Here is an 18881-nt window from a genome sequence, read left to right on the forward strand (position 1 = left end):
GCCAAACGGCAGACGCCGCCGCAATGCGTTGCGACGGCGGAATCCACTTGAAGAAGTTAATGCAAGCGGATGATTTTACACGTCAGGTGCCCGTGCATCGATGGACAGGGCGTGGATCCCGTTGTCCATCAGGCCATCCAGCGCCGCGTACACCATGCGGTGGCGCTTGATCGGCAGCACCCCGGCGAACGCGGCGCTGACGATGCGCACGTGGAAATGGCCTTTGCCCGCGTTGGCGTGACCGGCGTGCTTGTGGCCCTCGTCCTGCACGTCCAGCTCGGTCGGCGCCAGCGCGGCGGCGAGACGCTCGCGGATCTGCTCGACCATCGCCGCGCTCATGGCAGGGTCTTGCGGAACGGCTTGACCTCGACCTCGGCGTAGACGCCGGCCGCCACGTACGGGTCGGCGCCGGCCCAGGCCTCGGCGTCGGCCTGGCTGGCGAACTCGGCGATGATCAGGCTGCCGGTGAAGCCGGCCGGGCCCGGGTCCTCCGAGGCGATCGCCGGGAACGGACCGGCCAGCAGCAGACGTCCTTCGGACTGCAGCGCGTGCAGGCGGGCCAGGTGCTCAGGCCGGGCGGCCATGCGCTTGGCGAGGGAATCGGGGTGGTCCTTGGCGTGGACGGCAAACCACATGCGGGGCGCTTCCTGACTGGGCAAAGCGGCATTTTACTTCAGCCACTGCCGTCGCAGGCCCGATGCTGCATCGCAGAAACGTTCGGACCGCTGGTTGACCTCAGTCAAGGCCTGCCCCGATGCCGCAGCGCATCCTGCCCGTGCTCCCGGCATGGCAAGGCATTCATGCCGATGCCGGGCCCCCACCCGCGTATCCGGATGATCCGATGAAGGAAGTCGCTCCCGCCCCGAGGACGCCCCAGCCCACGGCTGCGGCGCGCACCGACCGCCAGGTCCGTGCAGCGCTGGCGCGATGGACCGCCTCGATCTCCCCCGCTTCGCTGGAACTGGCCTTCAGCGACTGGGCGGCGCACCTGGCCGCATCCCCCGGCAAGCGCCTGGAGCTCATGCACCTCGGGTTGCGGCAATGGCAGGCGCTGGCGGATTACGCCGCCCGCTGCGCCCTCCCCGGTGCCGCTCCCAATGGCGGCTGCGTGACGCCCCGTCCCGGCGACCGCCGTTTCCGCGAGCCCGAATGGGGACGCTGGCCGTTCAACGTGATGCATCAGGCTTTCCTGATGGCCGAACGCTGGTGGGAGGAAGCCACCCATGGCGTGGAGGGCGTGGAGAAGCACCATGCCGACGTCGCCGGATTCGTCGCCCGGCAGTGGCTGGACATGTGGTCGCCGGGCAACCAGCTGGTCACCAACCCGGTGGTGCTGAAGCAGACGATCGAGCAGGCCGGCACCAACCTGTGGCGCGGCTGGCTCAACGCACTGGACGATCTGGACCGGCTGGCGATCGGCGCGCCGCCGGCCGGCACCGAGGACTACGCCGTCGGCCGCAACCTGGCCGTCACCCCGGGCAAGGTGGTGATGAAGAACCGGCTGGTGGAGCTGATCCAGTACACGCCCACGACGGACAAGGTGCGGCCGGAGCCGATCCTGATCGTGCCGGCATGGATCATGAAGTACTACATCCTGGATCTTTCGCCGCACAACTCGCTGATCCGTTACCTGGTCGACCAGGGCCACACGGTGTTCTGCATCTCCTGGAAGAACCCGGATGCCGACGACCGCGAGCTGGGCATGGAGGACTACCTGCGGCTCGGCGTGATGGATGCGCTGGATGCGGTGGGAGCGATCGTGCCGAAGCGGAAGGTGCACGGCGTGGGCTACTGCCTGGGCGGCACCCTGCTGTCGGTCGCCGCGGCGGCGATGGCCCGCGACGGAGATCACCGGCTTGCCTCGGCGACCCTGTTTGCCGCGCAGACCGACTTCACCGAGCCGGGCGAGCTGGGTCTGTTCATCGACGAAAGCCAGGTCTCCCTGCTCGAGGCGCAGATGTCGCAGACCGGCTATCTGACCGCCCAGCAGATGGCCGGTGCGTTCCAGATGCTGCGCTCCTACGACCTGCTGTGGTCGCGCATGGTCGGCGAGTACCTGATGGGTACGCGCCCGCCGATGAACGACCTGATGGCGTGGAACGCCGATGCCACCCGCATGCCGGCACGCATGCACTCGGAATACCTGCGCCGGCTGTTCCTGCACAACGACCTGGCCGAAGGCCGGTTCCCGGTGGACGGCCGACCGGTGGCGCTGAGCGACATCACCCTGCCGGTGTTCGTGGTCGGCACGCAGACCGACCACGTCGCGCCCTGGCGCTCGGTGTACAAGCTGCACTACCTCACCGTCGCCGACCTGACCTTCGTGCTGACCAGCGGCGGACACAACGCCGGCATCGTCAGCGAGCCGGGGCACCCGCACCGCAGCTACCAGTTGCTGCAGCGTGCGGAAGGCGCTCCCTACATCGGCCCCGACGACTGGCTGCAGCGGGCACCGATGCACGACGGCTCCTGGTGGCCCGCCTGGCTGCAATGGCTGGACGCGCATTCGGGCGAGCCGGTGGCAGCACCATCGATGGGCAACGCCCGCGCCGGCTACCGTCCGCTCGCCGACGCCCCCGGCCACTACGTGCGGGAGACCTGAACATGTCCGGTCTGAGCGGCGCGAAGGGCCTGGTGGTCGGCATCGCCAACGAGCACAGCATCGCGTGGGGTTGTGCGCGGGCGCTGCATGCCGCGGGTGCACAGCTGGCCGTCACCTGGCTGAACGAGCAGGCCCGGCCCTGGGTCGAGCCACTGGCGCAGACCCTGGACGCACCGATCCGGATGCCGCTGGACGTGACCCAGGCCGGCCAACTGGACGCGGTATTCGAGGCGGTGAAGAACCAGTGGGGCCGGCTGGATTTCGTGCTGCATTCGATCGCGTTCGCGCCGAAGGACGACCTGCACGGCCGCGTTACCGACAGCTCGCGCGACGGCTTCCTGCGCGCGATGGACATCTCCTGCCATTCGTTCATCCGCATGGCCCGGCTGGCCGAGCCGCTGATGGACCGCGGCGGCAGCCTGATGACCATGAGCTACCTCGGTGCCGACGAGGTGATCGACCACTACGGGCTGATGGGGCCGGTGAAAGCCGCGCTGGAATCGTCGGTGCGTTACCTGGCCGCCGAACTCGGCCCGGCCGGCATCCGCGTCAACGCGATCTCGCCGGGCCCGCTGGCGACACGCGCCGCCTCCGGCATCGAGCAGTTCGACCAGTTGCTGCGTGAAGCGGTGCAGCGCGCGCCGCTGCGACGCCCGGTGGATATCGACGATGTGGGCCGCCTGTGCGTGTTCCTAGCCAGTGAGGCCGCGCGCTCGATCACCGGCGACACGCTGTACGTGGACGCCGGCTACCACATCCTCAACTGAACGGAAGGGAACGAAGGCTCTACACAGGACACACAACACCCGGGTGGCCGCACGGATTGTCATGGAGCGCGGCCACCTTTGCGGACGACCGCCGGTATCGCCCGCGACGACGCCCCAGGGATGCCGGCCTCACGCCAACCACCGCACCCGAAGCGAGGACATGATCATGAGCATCGATACCAACCTTCCCATGGAGCTGTACAAGGCCAACGTCCAGTTGTGGTTGAACATGGGCCTGTTGCTGCAGGAGGCTCGCCAGCAGTGGGCCGACCTCGGCGACAAGGCGCTCGAGGACGATGTCGAGGAGACCCGCAAGGAACTGGAAGACCTGTCCCGGGCCAGCGACTGGAAAGACCTGACCAACCTTCCCGGCAGCACGGCATGGCGTCGCATGCAGAAGCGCGTGGGCGACGCACAGGCATGTACCGAGACCGCCATTGCCGAGCAGACGCGCTTCGTCGCCGGCATGCAGCACGCGCTGGCCGACTGGCAGAAATCGCTCACCCGTGCCGTCAGCGACGCCGGCAAGTCGTTGCCGATGGGCATGCCGATGAGCGGCGCCGTGCCGGATTTCAGCGCGCTGATGAAGATGTTCACGCCGCCTGCTGGCGGGTCCGGTGCGAAGGCCACGGGCAAAGGCAAGAACCATGCAAGCTGAGCACACTGCCGTGGTTACCGGCGGCATGGGCTGCCTGGGCGAGTCGATCGCCCAGGCCTTGCACGATGCCGGCTGCCGCGTGATCGTCACCCACTCGCCCGGGCGCAGCGACGTCGACGCCTGGCTGGCCGAACACGCCGCCCAGGGCCGCAGCTACCTCACCTACGAGATGGACGTGGCCGACGCCGACTCCTGCGCCGCCTGCGCCGAACGCATCCGCGCCGACGGCCACGTGGTGGACATCCTGGTCAACAACGCCGGCATCACCCGCGACGCCAGCTTCCGCAAGATGCAGAAGGTGGACTGGGACACGGTGATGCACACCAACCTCGATTCGCTGTTCAACGTCACCAAGGCGTTCGTCGAGGGCATGATCGGCGGCGGCTGGGGGCGCATCGTCAACATCGCCTCGGTCAACGGCTCCAAGGGCGCCTTCGGCCAGACCAACTACGCCGCATCCAAGGCCGGCATGCACGGCTTCACCAAGTCGCTGGCGCTGGAGCTGGCGACCAAGGGCATCACGGTCAACACGGTGTCGCCGGGTTACCTGCAGACGCGGATGGTGGCAGCCGTGCCCGAAGAGGTGCTCAAGACCAAGGTGCTCTCGCAGATCCCGATGGGACGGCTGGGACGCACCGGCGAGGTCGCAGCGCTGGTGGCCTTCGTCTGCAGCGATGCGGCCGCGTTCATGACCGGGGCGAACCTGGCGATGAACGGCGGCCAGCACATGGCCTGAATTCCTTCCGCGGACCCAAGGAGCGCGTCCATGCCCGATACCCCCGCCGCCCCCGCCGGCCCACCTGGCGACGCCGACGACATCCACTTCATCCGCAACCGCACCTTCGAGGAAATCGCCGTCGGCGACACCGCGGCGATCGAGCGCACGCTCACCGCCGAGGACATCCAGCTGTTCGCCGTGATGTCCGGCGACGTCAATCCGCAGCACCTGGATCCGGATTTCGCCGCCTCCACCCGTTTCCACGGCGTGATCGCGCACGGCATGTGGGGCGCGGCGCTGATCTCGGCCGTGCTCGGCACCCGCCTGCCCGGCCCCGGCACGATCTACCTGTCGCAGACGCTGAAATTCCTCGCCCCGGTGCACATCGGCGACACGCTGACCATCCGGGTCACCGTGCGCTCCAGGGACGAGGCGAGGAAAGAGCTGGTGCTCGACTGCAGCTGCATCGACCAGGCCGGCCAGTGCGCGATCAAGGGCGAAGCCCTGGTGCTGGCGCCGGTGGAGAAGATTGTCCGGCCGCGCGCCACCCTGCCCGAAGTCCGCCTGACGAGAGGCAACGACGGCGTGCAGCGCCTGCTCGACTACGTGAAGCCGCTGGGCGCGATCCGCATGGCGGTGGTCCATCCCTGCGACGAGTCCAGTCTCGGCGGCGCCGTCGATGCCTGGCGCGCGGGGCTGATCGAACCGGTGCTGGTGGCCCCGCGTGCGCGGCTCGAGGCGGTGGCCGCCCAGGCGGGATTCGACCTGACCGGCATCGCCATCGAGGATGTCCCGCACAGCCACGCCGCAGCGGCACGGGCGGTCGAGCTGGCCGCGGCCGGCGAGGTCGATGCGCTGATGAAGGGCAGCCTGCACACCGACGAGTTGATGGGTGCCGTGGTCGCCGCGGGCAGCGGCCTGCGTACCAAGCGGCGGATCAGCCACTGCTTCATCATGCAGACGCCGGCCTACCCGCGGCCGTTCATCATCACCGACGCGGCGATCAACATCGCACCGACGCTGGAAGAGAAGGCCGACATCATCCGCAACGCCATCGACCTGGCCCAGACGATCGGCGTGGCGCAGCCGCGCGTGGCGATCCTCGCCGCGGTGGAAACGGTCAACCCGCACATGCCGGCCACGCTCGACGCGGCGGCGCTGTGCAAGATGGCCGACCGCGGCCAGATCGAAGGCGGCGTGCTCGACGGCCCGCTGGCGTTCGACAACGCGGTATCGGCGGCGGCTGCGCGGATCAAGGGCATCGTCTCGCCGGTGGCCGGCCAGGCCGACGTGCTGGTGGTGCCGGATCTGGAGAGCGGCAACATGCTGGCCAAGCAGCTCGAATACCTCGGCGGTGCGGCCAGCGCCGGTATCGTGATCGGCGCGAAGGTGCCGATCGTGCTCACCAGCCGCGCCGACTCGCGCGAGTCGCGGATGGCCTCCTGTGCGGTGGCACTGCTGCTGGCCCATCACTACCGGAGCCATCCGCTGTGAGCGCGTTTCCGATGACCCAGGCGGCAGGCGATCTGCTGCTGGTGCTCAACTGCGGCTCGTCCAGCATCAAGTTCGCGCTGTTCGACGCCGCGGTCTCGCCGCTTCCGCGCCATCCGGCCTGGAGCGGCAAGATCGAGGGCATCACCGGGCCGTCGCCGCGCTACGAAGCCGCCGGCGAGCCCGATGCGATGCTCGCGCTCGACAGCTCCGATCCGTACACCGGCGCCTTGATGCACATCCGCGAGCGACTGCAGGCCCGGCTCGGCGACCGCCGGCTGGCCGCCGTGGCGCATCGCGTGGTGCACGGCGGCAGCAAGTATTTCGCGCCAGTGCGGGTGGACGCCGCGGTGCTCGCCGACCTGCGCAGCTACATCCCGCTGGCGCCGCTGCACCAGCCGTTCGCGCTGGAGGCGATCGAGGCGCTGCTCGGCCTGCACCCGGACCTGCCGCAGGTCGCCTGCTTCGATACCGCCTTCCACCACACCGTGCCAAAGGTGGAGCAGATGCTGCCACTGCCGCGTGCGCTCTGGGACGAGGGCCTGCGTCGCTACGGCTTCCACGGGCTGTCCTACGCCTACATGGCCACGGTGCTGGCCGAGCGCTACGGCGCCGGCGCGCGTGGCCGCACGATCTGCGCCCACCTGGGCAGCGGCGCCAGCCTGTGCGCCATGCACGACCTGCGCAGCGTCGCCACCACGATGGGCTTTTCCGCGCTGGATGGCCTGATGATGGGCACGCGCTGCGGCGCGCTCGACCCCGGCGCGCTGCTGTACCTGATGCAGATCCGCGGCCTCGGCGTGGAACAGGTCGGCCACATGCTCTACCACGAGTCCGGCCTGCTCGGCGTCTCGGGCGTGTCGCCCGACCCGCGCGAACTGCTGCCGCGCGAGGACGAGCCCCCCGTGCGCGAGGCGCTGGCGCTCTACGTGCGACGCATCGTGCGCGAGATCGGCGCGCTCGCCGCCGTGCTCGGCGGCCTGGACATGCTGGTGTTCACGGCCGGCATCGGCGAACACAACGCAGTGATCCGCGAGCGCGTCTGCGACGCGCTGGGCTGGCTCGGCGTCGCGCTGGACACCCGCGCCAACGCGGCGCACGCTGCGGTGGTGTCCGGCCCGGAAAGCCGCGTGCGCGTGGTGGTCGAGCCGACCAACGAGGAGTGGATCGCCGCCCGTGCCACGCTGGAGCTGATGGCGGGCTGATCCGTTCCGGATTGATGCGAGTCAACTCCCGCAGTGCGCCGATGCCCGACCATGGGGCATCGCATGCGGGTGGCGCGCCCACCCTGGAGAACGAGAGCTTCTTTCATGGCCGGGATGCACGATGGACAGGTCACGGCGGTGCGCGGCGCGGTGCTCGACGTGCGTTTCGCACAGCCGCCGCTGCCGGCGGTCGGCGAGGCCCTGCACGTGCTGCGCGACGACGGCACGCCGCTGCTGGTGGAGGTCACCTCGCAACTTTCCACGACGGACGTGCGTGCGATCGCCCTGCAATCGACCGAAGGCATCGCACGCGGACTGCGCGTGCAGGCCCAGGGGCAGCCGCTGCGGGTGCCGGTCGGCCCGGCGGTACTCGGCCGGCTGCTCGATGTCACCGGCCAGCTGGGTGACGACGGCCCCGCCCTGCCCGCCGACGTGCCGCGCCGACCGATCCACCGCGCCGCTCCGCCGCTGGCCGCGCAGAGCGGCACCAGCACGCTGTTCGCCACCGGCCTGAAGGTGATCGACCTGCTCACCCCGCTGGTGCAGGGTGGCAAGGCGGCGATGTTCGGCGGCGCCGGTGTCGGCAAGACCGTGCTGGTGATGGAGCTGATCCACGCCATGGTCGAGCGCTACCAGGGCATCTCGGTGTTCGCCGGCGTCGGCGAGCGTTCGCGCGAGGGACACGAGATGCTGCTGGACATGCGCAACACCGGCGTGCTCGGCCACACCGTGCTGGTCTATGGACAGATGAACGAGCCGCCGGGCGCGCGCTGGCGGGTACCGTTCACCGCACTGACCATGGCCGAATACTTCCGCGACGAGCGGCGGCAGAACGTACTGCTGCTGATGGACAACATCTTCCGCTTCGTGCAGGCCGGCTCGGAAGTGTCCGGCCTGCTCGGCCGGCAGCCCTCGCGCGTGGGCTACCAGCCCACCCTGGCCGACGAGGTGGCCGCCTTGCAGGAACGCATCGTCTCGGTGGACGGCGTGGCGGTCACCGCGATCGAGGCGGTCTACGTGCCGGCCGACGACTTCACCGACCCGGCGGTCACCGCACTGGCCTCGCACGTGGACTCGATGGTGGTGCTCTCGCGCGAGATGGCCGCGCAGGGCATGTATCCGGCGATCGACCCGATCGCCTCCTCGTCGATCATGCTCGACGCCGACCTGCTCGGCGAACGCCACGTGCGCATCGCCACCGAGGTGCGGCGGGTGATCGAACACTATCGCCAGCTGCAGGACGTGATCGCCCTGCTCGGCGTGGACGAACTGGGCGCCGAGGACCGCCGGCTGGTCGAGCGGGCGCGCCGCCTGCAGCGCTTCCTGACCCAGCCGTTCGCCGTCACCGAAGCCTTCACCGGCATGCCCGGCCGCAGCGTGGCACTGGCCGACACGCTGGACGGCTGCGAGGCGATCCTGCGCGGCGACTGCGACGGCTGGCGCGAGAGTTCGCTGTACATGGTCGGCACGCTGGCCGAAGCCCAGGCCAAGGAAGCCGCCGCCACGAAGGCCGCGGCATGACCGGCCACCTGCACCTGGTGCTCGCCACGCCGCAGCAGGTCGTGCTCGACCTGGACGACGTGACCGCGGTGCGCGGCGAGGACGCCAGCGGCAGCTTCGGCATCCTGCCCGGCCACGCCGACCTGATCACCGTGCTGGTGCCCACCGTGCTGCGCTGGCAGCGTACCGGCGGCGAGCACGGCTACTGCGCGCTGCGCGGCGGCGTGTTGCGGATGAGCGAGGGAGCGCAGCTCCACGTGGCCTGTCGCGGCGCCGTGCGTGGCGACCAGCTCGGCACACTGGAGGCCACCGTGCGCAGCGCACGCGCCGACCAGGCCGATGCCGACCGCCGCGCGCGGGTCGAACAGATGCAGTTGCACGCCCGCGCCGTGCGCACCCTGCTGCGCTACCTGCGCCCGGGCCCGAGGAACGTCGCACCATGACGACGCCGGCACCCGACCCGCGCACGGAAGAGAGCCGCGACCCGGTCACCACGGCCGCCCGGCGCGCGCGCCAGCGCGACGAGGCCAACCGCGACGATCCGGCCACCCCGGCCAGCATCCGCCTGGCGCAGATCGGCGTGCTGGGCTGGACCATCGTCACCCCGATCCTGCTCGGCGTGCTGGCCGGGCACTGGCTGGACCGCTGGCTGCGTACCGGCGTCACGTTCGCCGCCGCCCTGCTCACCGTCGGTGCCGGGCTGGGCCTGTGGTTCGCCTGGCGCTGGATGCACCGTCAATGAGGAACCTGCCATGAGCCCTCCCCTCGCAACGCTTCCGTTGGCCCCGGCCATCGGCATCGGGCTGCTCGCCGGTGGCGCGGTCGGCCTGCTCCACTTCGTCGGACTGCGCTACACCGTGCGCCTGCTCGCCGCCGGTCGCACCGGACTGGCGCTGGCGTCGCAAGGCCTGCGCGTGCTGCTCAGCGCGCTGCTGCTGGCGGCCCTGTTCCACTTCGGCCTGGCCGCGCTGCTGGCGGGCTTCGGCGGCTTCCTGGTGGCGCGCCACGTGCTGCTGCGCGACCGCGCGGCGATCCACGCGCCGCCACCGGCCGGGGAGCCCCGGCCATGATCGGCTCGCCGCTGCGCACCGACGTCCTGTTCCATCTCGGCCCGGTCCCGATCAGCTCGGCCGTGGCCGTGAGCTGGGGGATCGTGGCGGCGCTGGCGCTCGGTTCATGGCTGGCCACGCGACGCCTCTCGCTGCGCCCCTCGCGGACGCAGGCGGTGCTGGAACTGCTGGTGGAAACCATCGACGGGCAGATCCGCGACACCATGCAGGTGGACCCGGCACCCTACCGAGCGTTGATCGGCAGCATCTTCCTGTTCGTGCTGACCGCGAACTGGTCGGGGCTGGTGCCCGGTATCGAACCGCCCACCGCCCACCTGGAGACCGACGCCGCACTGGCCGGCATCGTGTTCCTCGCCACCATCGTGTTCGGCCTGCGCAGCCGCGGCGTGCGCGGCTACCTGGCCACCTTCGCCGAGCCGGGCTGGCTGATGGTGCCGCTGAACCTGGTCGAGCAGATCACCCGCACCTTCTCGCTGATGGTGCGTCTGTTCGGCAACGTGATGAGCGGCGTGTTCGTGGTCGGCATCGCGCTGTCGCTGGCGGGGCTGATCGTGCCGATCCCGTTCATGGCGCTGGACCTGCTCACCGGCGCCATCCAGGCCTACATCTTCAGCGTGCTGGCGATGGTGTTCATCGGCGCTGCCGTGCACCCCGCCCCGCCCTCCCGCGCGCCGGACGCGCCTGCATCTTCCGATCGGAGAGACCCGTCATGAACGACCTCATTCCCGTTGTCAGCATCCTCGCCGCCGCGCTGTCGGTGAGCTTCGGTGCGATCGGCCCGGCGCTCGCCGAGGGCCGCGCGGTGGCGGCCGCGATGGATGCGATCGCGCGCCAGCCCGAATCGGCCGGCACCATCTCGCGCACGCTGTTCGTGGGCCTGGCGATGATCGAGACGATGGCGATCTACTGCCTGGTGATCGCCATCCTGCTGCTGTTCGCCAACCCGTTCCTCAAGTAGGCGGCGACCTTCGATGAAGATCGACTTCTGGACGCTGGCGCTGCAGGCGATCAATGCGCTGGTCCTGATCTGGCTGCTGTCGCGGGTGCTGTATCGCCCGGTGGTGCGCGTGATCGCGCAGCGGCGCGAGGCCGCGGCGAAACTGCTGGCCGACGCCGAGGCCGAGCGCGACCGCGCGCGCCAGGCCACGGCGGCAGCGACGGCACAGCAGACCGAACTCGCCGCCGGGCGCGACGCGGCGATGAAGGCCGCGCAGAACGACGCCGAAGCGGCACGCATCCGCCTGCTGGCCGCCGCGCAGGCCGAGGCCGGGGCCCTGCGCCAGCAGGCACAGGCCGAACGGGACAAGCAGCTTGTCGCGCAGCGGCGCGCCGACGAGCAGCGCGCCGCTGCGCTGGCCGTCGACATTGCCGCGCGGCTGCTCGATCGCCTGCCGGCCTCGGCACGCGTCGCGGGTTTTCTCGACGACCTCGTCGCCTCGCTGCGGGCACTGCCGGATTCGCAGCGGCAGAAGCTGGCCGATCCGGCAACGCCGCTCGCGCTGGTGGCGCCGCGCACGCTCGAAGCGAGCGAAAGGGATCGCTGCGTGCAGGCGATCCAGCAGGCCATCGGCCGCTCCGCCCCGCTGCAGCCGGCGGTGGATCCCAACCTGATCGCCGGGCTGGAACTGCGCAGTCCCGACCTGGTGGTAAGCAATCACCTGCGCGCCGACCTCGACCATCTGCAGCACGAGCTGACCCATGCCGACCGACACGCCTGACGCCACCACCGGCGACTGGCTGCGCCGCAGCCAGGCCGTCGTCGCGCAGAGCCGGCTCGGCGTGCGCTCGGTCGGGCTGGGCCACGTCGAGCGGATCGCCGACGGCATCGCCATCGTCTCCGGCCTGGCCCAGGCACGTCTGCATGAACTGCTGCGCTTCCAGCACGACCGCATGGGCTTCGTGCTCTCGCTGGACGAAGACACGCTGGCCGCCGTGCTGCTGGACGACGACGACAGCGTCGAGGCCGGCTCCGAGGTGCTCGGCACCGGCGAGGTGCTGCGCGTGCCGGTGGGACCGGGCCTGCTCGGCCGCGTGCTCGACCCGCTGGGACGCCCGCTGGACCGCGACGAGCCGGTGGCGGCCGAGGACCACCTGCCGATCGAGCGCCCGGCGCCGGCGATCATCGAGCGTGACCTGGTGAGCGAGCCGGTCGCCACCGGCGTGCTGGTGATCGACGCGATGTTCCCGATCGGCCGCGGCCAGCGCGAGCTCCTGATCGGTGATCGCGCCACCGGCAAGACCTCGCTGGCGGTGGACGCGATGATCAACCAGAAGCACTCGGACATGGTCTGCGTGTACGTCTCGGTCGGCCAGCGCGCCCATGCCGTGCAACAGGTGATCGAGGCTGTACGCGCGCACGGCGCGCCCGAGCGCACCATCTTCGTGGTGGCCTCGGCGTCGGCCTCGGCCGGACTGCAGTGGGTGGCGCCGTTCGCCGGCTTCAGCATCGCCGAGCACTTCCGCGACCGCGGCCAGCACGCGCTGATCGTGATCGACGATCTCACCAAGCACGCCGCCACCCACCGCGAGCTGGCCCTGCTCACCCATCAGCCGGCCGGCCGCGAGGCCTACCCCGGCGATGTGTTCTACCTGCACGCCCGCATGCTCGAGCGGGCGGCCAGGCTGTCGACGGCCAAGGGCGGCGGTTCGCTCACCGCGCTGCCGATCGCGCAGACCGAAGCGGGCAACCTGGCCGCCTACATCCCGACCAACCTGATCTCGATCACTGACGGCCAGATCGTGTTCGACACCTCGCTGTTCGCCGCCGACCAGCGGCCGGCGGTGGATGTCGGCCTGTCGGTGAGCCGGGTCGGCGGCAAGGCCCAGCCGCCGGTGCTGCGCGAGGTGGCCGGCCAGCTGCGGCTGCAGTATTCGCAGTTTCTCGAACTGGAGCTGTTCACCCGCTTCGGCAATCTCAGCGACACCCGGGTCAAGGCGCAGATCGCCCGTGGCCAGGCGATCCGGGCCCTGTTGAGCCAGCCGCGTTTCGCCGCGCAGCAGCTGCCCGCGCAACTCGCCCTGCTCGCGGCACTGGACGACGGCGTGCTGGATGGCCAGCCCGCCGGCCTGATCGCGGAGCTGCGCCGGCAACTGCCGACCCGCCTGGCCCAGGGGCGGCCGATACCGATCGGCGACACGCTGGATGCGTCCACCCGCGGCATGCTGGTGGACGCGGTGCGCGAGCTGGTCGCGATGATCGCCGCCGCATCGAAAGGAGCGCCGGCATGAGCGGGCAGCTGGCCGAAGTCGCTGCGCGACTGGACTCCACGCGCCAGCTGGGCAGCGTGATCTCTGCGATGCGGGCGATCGCGGCGAGCCGCTCGCAGCAGGCGCGACGCGAGCTGGAGGCGATCCGTCTGTATGCCGCCACGATCGGCCAGGCGATCGGCCAGGTCCTCGGCAGCTTGCCGTCCGGCCAGCCGGTCGCTGCGCCGGCGACAACCGGCGATGGCGTCCTGGTGGTCGCGCTGTGCGCCGAGCAGGGCTTCGCCGGCAGCTTCAACGAGCGCGTGCTCGACGTCGCCCTGCCGCTGGCCGACAAGGCCAACAGCCGCCTGTTCATCGTCGGCGACCGCGGCCTGATGGTGGCCGGCAACCGCGGGCGCACGCCGGACTGGAGCGTGCCCATGGCCGCCCACACCGACGAGGTCTCCGCGCTGGCCGACCGGATCTCCGGTGCGGTCTACGCGGCGCTCGCACCGCGCGGACCGGGCCGGGTGCTGCTGGTCCACGGCAGTCCGGGCGAGGGCGAGGATCAGGCGATCGTTCGACGCTGGCTGCTGCCGTTCGACTTCGGCCGATTTCCCGCCCACCTCGCCGACGGCCAGGCGCCGCTGATGAACCTGCCGCCGATGGCCTTGCTCGAACAGCTCGCCGTGGAGTACGTGCACGCCGACCTGTGCGAGGCATTGATGCTGTCCTACGCGGCGGAAAACCAGGCCCGCATGCAGGCGATGATCGCCGCCCACGGCAACCTGGAACGCACCGAAGCCTCGCTCACGCTTCAGTTCCAGCGCGTGCGCCAGGAAGACATCACCGACGAGATCCTCGAGCTTTCCGCCGCCCGGACCTGACCACCCCGTCGCGGCCGCCGTGCCGCGATCAAAGGAGCCGCACTTGAACCACCGCCGCCACTGTCCGCCGCCACCACCCCGCAAGCGCCGCACGCCGCTGCCTTGGGAGCATCCCAAGGCACACGCCGAAGAACCACAGGTGGACGAGCGCCTGCGCGCGATCATGCAGCATCCGTCGTACCGGGAGGCGGACAGCGATCCGGCCTTCCTGCACGAGGACGCGGCACGTGGCGTGCGCCTGCAGGTGGACTACCTCAAGGCCGAACTGGTGCTCGCCGCCCACGGCATCGAACGCACGGTGCTGGTCTACGGCAGTACCCGCCTGCGCGAGCCGGAAACGGCAAAGCGCGAGCTCGCCTCGGCACGGGAAGCGGCCGGCTCGCGGCCCGACGACCCGGCCACCGCGCGCGCCCTGCAACTGGCCGAGCGGCGGGAAGCCCTGTCGCGCTACTACGAAGTGGGGCGCGAGGTCGGCCAGCGGGTCGGCCTGGCCGGCATTCCCGGCATGGCCATCCTCACCGGCGGCGGCCCGGGTGCAATGGAGTCGGCCAATCGCGGCGCGTGCGAGGCCGGAGCGCAGACGGTGGGCCTGAACATCGCGCTGCCGCGCGAGCAGTATCCGAACCCCTACGTCACGCCCGGACTGTGCATGCAGTTCCACTACTTCGCCATGCGCAAGCTGCACTTCATGAAGCGGGCGGTCGCCATCGTCGCCCTGCCCGGCGGCTACGGCACGCTGGACGAGGTGTTCGGCGCGCTGACCCTGATCCAGACCCGCAAGAGCGCCCCCATTCCCATCGTGCTGGTCGGCGAGGACTACTGGCGCCGCGTGTTCGACGTCGACTTCCTGCTCGAGGCCGGCAGCATCGACGAGGAAGACCGCGACCTGTTCTGGTACGCCGAGACCGCCGAGGAAGCCTGGCAGGGGATCCTCGACTGGCACGAACGCAACGGCAGCCCCCTGCTCCCCTCCACCGCCACGGATGCACGCCCATGAAAATCTCCTTCCACGGCGCCGACCGCGAGGTCACCGGCTCCTGCCACCTGCTCGAAGCTGCCGGCAAGCGCATCCTCATCGACTGCGGCATGTACCAGGGCAGCCGCGAACTGGACGAGCAGAACGGCGACGATTTCGGCTTCGATCCGGCATCGATCGACATCCTGCTGCTCACCCACGCCCACCTGGATCATTGCGGTCGCATCCCGCTGCTGGTCGATCGGGGGTTCTCCGGCGAGATCATCACCACCGCGGCCTCCCGCGAGCTGGCGCGGCTGGTGATGCTCGACGCCGCCGGCCTGCAGGAAGCCGATGCCGAGCGCCGCCAGCGACACGCCTGGCGTCGCGGCGACAAGGACGGGCAGCCGCTGTACACCACGCTCGACGCGCTCAACGCGATGGACCGCTTTGGCCGCGTCGCCCGCTACGGCCAGCCGATCGAGCTCGCGCCGGGCCTGACCGCCACCTTCCACGATGCCGGGCACATCCTCGGCTCGGCCAGCATCCGCATCGTGCAGGACGGCGACGGCGGCCGCTCGGTGATCTTCTCCGGCGACCTCGGCAACAGCGGCCGGCCGATCCTGCGCGACCCGCAGCCGCCGCCGCATGCCGATGCGGTGGTGATGGAAACCACCTACGGCGACCGCCTGCACAAGCCGCTGGGGCCCTCGGTGGAGGAGCTGTATGCCGCGATCACCGACACCTTCGCCCGCGGCGGCAACGTGGTGATCCCCACCTTCGCGCTGGAGCGTGCGCAGGAGATCCTCTACTACCTGCGCGCCGGCGTGGAGAGCGGCCGGCTGCCGCGCACGCTGCCGGTGTTCCTCGATTCGCCGATGGCGATCTCCGCCACCGAGATCTTCCGTCGCCACACCGAATGCTACGACCCGAAGGAACGTGCCCTGTTCGCCCAGGGCGGCGATCCGTTCGCCCTGCCCGGCCTGCGCTTCACCCGCGAGACCGCCGACTCGATGGCGCTGAACCGGATCCGCGGCGGCGCGATCCTGATGGCCGGCTCGGGCATGTGCACCGGCGGGCGCGTGCGCCATCACCTGAGGCACAACCTGTGGCGCGAGGATTCCAGCGTGGTGTTCGTCGGCTATGCCGCCTCCGGCACGCTGGCGCGCATCCTCATCGATGGCGCGAAGTCGGTGCGCCTGTTCGGCGACGACATCCCGGTACGCGCCCATCTGCACACCATCAACGGCTTCTCGGCGCACGCCGATCGCGACGAGCTGCTCGCCTGGCACGCGGCGATCAAGCCGGACAAGACCATCCTGGTACACGGCGACGAGCGCGTGATGCAGGCGTTCGCCACGCGGCTTCCCGCCACTGAAGTCCACATGCCCGGCAAGGGCGACGCCATCACCCTCTGACGATCATCGACGGCCAGGAGGCTGCCCGTGTCCACGCCATCCCCCAACATCCTCTCCGACGACGAACTGGTCCGGCTCGACCGCTACTGGCGCGCCTCGCTGTACCTGTGCGCCGGCATGCTGTACCTGCGGGAGAACCCGCTGCTGCACGAGCCGCTGCGCCTGGAACACATCAAGCACCGGCTGCTCGGCCACTGGGGCTCGGACCCGGGCCAGACCCTGGTGTGGACGCACATGAACCGGCTGATCCGCGCGCGCGACCTCGACGCGATCTTCGTCTCCGGCCCCGGCCATGGCGCGCCCTCGGTGCTGGCCCACGCATGGCTGGAAGGACGCTACGGCGAGCTGTATGCGGACAAGGGGCCGGGCCTGGACGGGCTGCGCCGGTTCTTCAAGGAGTTCTCCTTCCCCGGTGGCGTGGGCAGTCACTGCACGCCGGAGACGCCGGGATCGCTGCACGAGGGCGGCGAGCTCGGCTACAGCCTGTCGCACGCCTACGGCGCGGCGTTCGACCATCCCGACCTTCTGGTGGTGTGCATGGTCGGCGACGGCGAGGCGGAAGCCGGCCCGCTGGCCACCGCCTGGCATTCGAACAAGTTCCTCGATCCGGCGCGCGACGGCGCGGTGCTGCCGGTGCTGCACCTCAACGGCTACAAGATCGCCAACCCCACGGTGCTGGCGCGCATTCCCCACGACCAGCTCGCCGACCTGATGCGCGGTTACGGCTATGAGCCGTTCTTCGTCGAAGGTGACGAGCCGCAGCGCGTGCACCGCCTGCTCGCTACCACGCTGGAAACCGCACTGGACCGGATTGCCGACATCCAGCGCCGTGCGCGCACCGGCAGCTTCGAAGGCCTGCCGACGTGGCCGATGATCGTGCTGCGCACGCCCAAGGGATGGACCGGCCCGAAGGAGGTGGACGGCCATCGCGTGGAGGGCACCTGGCGCGCCCACCAGATCCCGCTGGATCCGCACAAGGACACCGGCCATCTGCGCCAGCTCGAACAGTGGCTGCGCAGCTACCGCCCCGAGACGCTGTTCACCGCGGACGGCCAGCTGGTGCCCGAACTGGCGGCACTGGCCCCGTCCGGACATCGCCGCATGAGCGCCAACCCGGTGGCCAACGGCGGCCTGCTGCGGCGGGCGCTGCTGCGACCGGACATCCGCGAATACGCGGTGGCGGTCACCGAACCGGGCACCGCCACCGAGGAAAACACCCGGCCGACCGGCCGCCTGCTGCGCGACGTGATGCGCGCCAATCCCGACCGCTTCCGCTTCTTCTGCCCCGACGAGACCGCCTCGAACCGGCTCGACGACATCTACCAGGCCAGCGGCAAGGCTTGGATGGCCGCGACGCTGCCGGAGGATGCCGACGGCACCCACCTGGAACGCGGCGGCCGGGTGATGGAGATCCTCTCCGAACACATGCTGGAAGGCTGGCTGGAGGGCTACCTGCTGTCCGGCCGGCACGGCCTGCTCGCTTCGTACGAGGCCTTCATCCACGTCATCGACTCGATGTTCAACCAGCACGCCAAGTGGCTGGAGAAGGCGCTGGACGTGCCGTGGCGGGCGAGCGTGTCCTCGCTCAACATCCTGGTCACCTCCACCGTGTGGCGGCAGGACCACAACGGCTTCTCGCACCAGGACCCCGGCTTTCTCGACGTGGTCACCAACAAGAGCCCGCGGGTCACCCGCATCTACCTGCCGCCGGACGCGAACTGCCTGCTCTCGGTCGTCGACCACTGCCTGGACAGCACCGACAAGATCAACGTGATCGTGGCCGACAAGCAGCGCCACCTGCAGTACCTGACCATCGAGGAGGCCGCCGACCACTGCACCAAGGGCATCGGCATCTGGGACTGGGCCAGCAGCGACGACGGCGCCGAGCCGGACCTGGTGATGGCCTGCGCCGGCGACGTGCCGACGATGGAGGCACTGGCCGCCACCGCCCTGCTGCGCGAGCACTTCCCGGCGTTGAAGGTGCGCTTCGTCAACGTGGTGGACCTGTTCCGGCTGCAGCCGGAGAGCGAGCACGTGCACGGGCTCTCCGATGCCGAGTTCGACAGCCTGTTCACCCGCGACAAGCCGGTGATCTTCAACTTCCACGGCTATCCGTGGCTGATCCACAAGTTGCTCTACCGCCGCCACAACAGCCGCAACGTGCACGTCCGCGGCTACAAGGAACAGGGCAACATCAACACCCCGATGGATCTGGCCATCCGCAACCAGATCGACCGCTTCGACCTGGTGATCGACGCCATCGACCGCGTGCCCGGGTTGCTGGTCGCCGGTGCGCACGTGCGCGACCGGATGAAGGACGCCATCCTCGCCTGCCAGCGCTTCGCCTGCAGCGAGGGCTACGACCAGCCCGAATATGCGGACTGGCGCTGGCCGGGGCGCACCGGCGCGGCGTGACTTGCGGCC

General features: G+C 70.2%; 20 protein-coding genes. 18 read left to right on the forward strand and 2 right to left on the reverse strand.

Annotation, left to right across the window (positions count from 1 at the left end; translation table 11 throughout):
* Positions 1-75 precede the first annotated feature (75 nt).
* Positions 76-339 (reverse strand): BolA family protein, encoded by a 264-nt coding sequence (locus tag C693_RS0104255; protein ID WP_017461014.1) that lies wholly within the window; start codon positions 337-339, stop codon positions 76-78.
* On the reverse strand, positions 336-635 hold the full coding sequence (locus tag C693_RS0104260; RefSeq protein ID WP_017461015.1) for a YciI family protein: 300 nt from the start codon (positions 633-635) through the stop codon (positions 336-338). The genes C693_RS0104255 and C693_RS0104260 overlap by 4 nt, the downstream gene beginning before the upstream one ends.
* Before the next feature lie 206 nt (positions 636-841).
* Between C693_RS0104260 and C693_RS0104265 the strand changes: the two genes are divergently transcribed.
* The 18 genes from C693_RS0104265 (at position 842) to C693_RS0104350 (ending at position 18872) form a co-directional block, all read left to right on the forward strand.
* Positions 842-2602, forward strand: coding sequence for a PHA/PHB synthase family protein (locus C693_RS0104265; RefSeq protein WP_017461016.1), 1761 nt, complete (start codon positions 842-844; stop codon positions 2600-2602).
* 2 nt (positions 2603-2604) lie between these two features.
* Positions 2605-3369 carry an enoyl-ACP reductase FabI gene (gene fabI / locus C693_RS0104270; protein WP_017461017.1) on the forward strand — a complete coding sequence of 255 codons (765 nt, stop codon included), beginning with the start codon at positions 2605-2607 and terminating at the stop codon, positions 3367-3369.
* 166 nt (positions 3370-3535) lie between these two features.
* Positions 3536-4027 (forward strand): phasin family protein, encoded by a 492-nt coding sequence (locus C693_RS21070; protein WP_157798549.1) that lies wholly within the window; start codon positions 3536-3538, stop codon positions 4025-4027.
* The gene (gene phbB, locus C693_RS0104280) at positions 4017-4763 is read left to right on the forward strand and encodes an acetoacetyl-CoA reductase (RefSeq protein WP_017461019.1); all 747 of its coding nucleotides are present in this window, start codon (positions 4017-4019) and stop codon (positions 4761-4763) included. Before C693_RS21070 ends, phbB begins: the two co-directional genes overlap by 11 nt.
* Positions 4764-4793: 30 nt before the next feature.
* Positions 4794-6239, forward strand: coding sequence for a bifunctional enoyl-CoA hydratase/phosphate acetyltransferase (locus C693_RS0104285; protein ID WP_017461020.1), 1446 nt, complete (start codon positions 4794-4796; stop codon positions 6237-6239).
* Positions 6240-6250: 11 nt separating this feature from the next.
* Positions 6251-7441 (forward strand): acetate/propionate family kinase, encoded by a 1191-nt coding sequence (locus C693_RS0104290; RefSeq protein ID WP_026107174.1) that lies wholly within the window; start codon positions 6251-6253, stop codon positions 7439-7441.
* Between the two features lie 114 nt (positions 7442-7555).
* Positions 7556-8962: a F0F1 ATP synthase subunit beta gene (gene atpD / locus C693_RS0104295; protein ID WP_198506835.1), complete on the forward strand. Its 1407-nt coding sequence runs from the start codon at positions 7556-7558 to the stop codon at positions 8960-8962.
* Positions 8959-9384 carry a F0F1 ATP synthase subunit epsilon gene (locus tag C693_RS0104300; RefSeq protein WP_017461023.1) on the forward strand — a complete coding sequence of 142 codons (426 nt, stop codon included), beginning with the start codon at positions 8959-8961 and terminating at the stop codon, positions 9382-9384. Before atpD ends, C693_RS0104300 begins: the two co-directional genes overlap by 4 nt.
* Entirely contained in the window at positions 9381-9683 is a 303-nt protein-coding gene (locus C693_RS0104305; protein WP_017461024.1) for an AtpZ/AtpI family protein, read from the forward strand. The genes C693_RS0104300 and C693_RS0104305 overlap by 4 nt, the downstream gene beginning before the upstream one ends.
* A gap of 10 nt (positions 9684-9693) precedes the next feature.
* A complete protein-coding gene (locus C693_RS21075; protein WP_083868230.1) occupies positions 9694-10011 on the forward strand; it encodes an ATP synthase subunit I in 318 nt (105 codons plus the stop codon).
* The gene (locus C693_RS0104315) at positions 10008-10724 is read left to right on the forward strand and encodes a F0F1 ATP synthase subunit A (protein ID WP_017461026.1); all 717 of its coding nucleotides are present in this window, start codon (positions 10008-10010) and stop codon (positions 10722-10724) included. The genes C693_RS21075 and C693_RS0104315 overlap by 4 nt, the downstream gene beginning before the upstream one ends.
* Positions 10721-10969: a F0F1 ATP synthase subunit C gene (locus C693_RS0104320; protein ID WP_017461027.1), complete on the forward strand. Its 249-nt coding sequence runs from the start codon at positions 10721-10723 to the stop codon at positions 10967-10969. Before C693_RS0104315 ends, C693_RS0104320 begins: the two co-directional genes overlap by 4 nt.
* Positions 10970-10982: 13 nt before the next feature.
* The gene (locus tag C693_RS0104325; protein ID WP_017461028.1) at positions 10983-11729 is read left to right on the forward strand and encodes a hypothetical protein; all 747 of its coding nucleotides are present in this window, start codon (positions 10983-10985) and stop codon (positions 11727-11729) included.
* Positions 11710-13239, forward strand: a complete 1530-nt coding sequence (locus C693_RS0104330) for a F0F1 ATP synthase subunit alpha (protein WP_017461029.1) — start codon at positions 11710-11712, stop codon at positions 13237-13239. Before C693_RS0104325 ends, C693_RS0104330 begins: the two co-directional genes overlap by 20 nt.
* Positions 13236-14084 carry a F0F1 ATP synthase subunit gamma gene (locus C693_RS0104335; protein ID WP_017461030.1) on the forward strand — a complete coding sequence of 283 codons (849 nt, stop codon included), beginning with the start codon at positions 13236-13238 and terminating at the stop codon, positions 14082-14084. The genes C693_RS0104330 and C693_RS0104335 overlap by 4 nt, the downstream gene beginning before the upstream one ends.
* 43 nt (positions 14085-14127) lie before the next feature.
* Positions 14128-15081 (forward strand): LOG family protein, encoded by a 954-nt coding sequence (locus C693_RS0104340; RefSeq protein WP_017461031.1) that lies wholly within the window; start codon positions 14128-14130, stop codon positions 15079-15081.
* Entirely contained in the window at positions 15078-16457 is a 1380-nt protein-coding gene (locus C693_RS0104345; protein WP_017461032.1) for an MBL fold metallo-hydrolase RNA specificity domain-containing protein, read from the forward strand. Before C693_RS0104340 ends, C693_RS0104345 begins: the two co-directional genes overlap by 4 nt.
* 27 nt (positions 16458-16484) lie before the next feature.
* On the forward strand, positions 16485-18872 hold the full coding sequence (locus C693_RS0104350) for a phosphoketolase family protein (RefSeq protein ID WP_017461033.1): 2388 nt from the start codon (positions 16485-16487) through the stop codon (positions 18870-18872).
* The last annotated feature ends 9 nt before the right edge of the window (positions 18873-18881 follow it).

This window comes from Dyella ginsengisoli LA-4 (assembly GCF_000334915.1).
Taxonomy (GTDB): domain Bacteria; phylum Pseudomonadota; class Gammaproteobacteria; order Xanthomonadales; family Rhodanobacteraceae; genus Dyella_A; species Dyella_A ginsengisoli_A.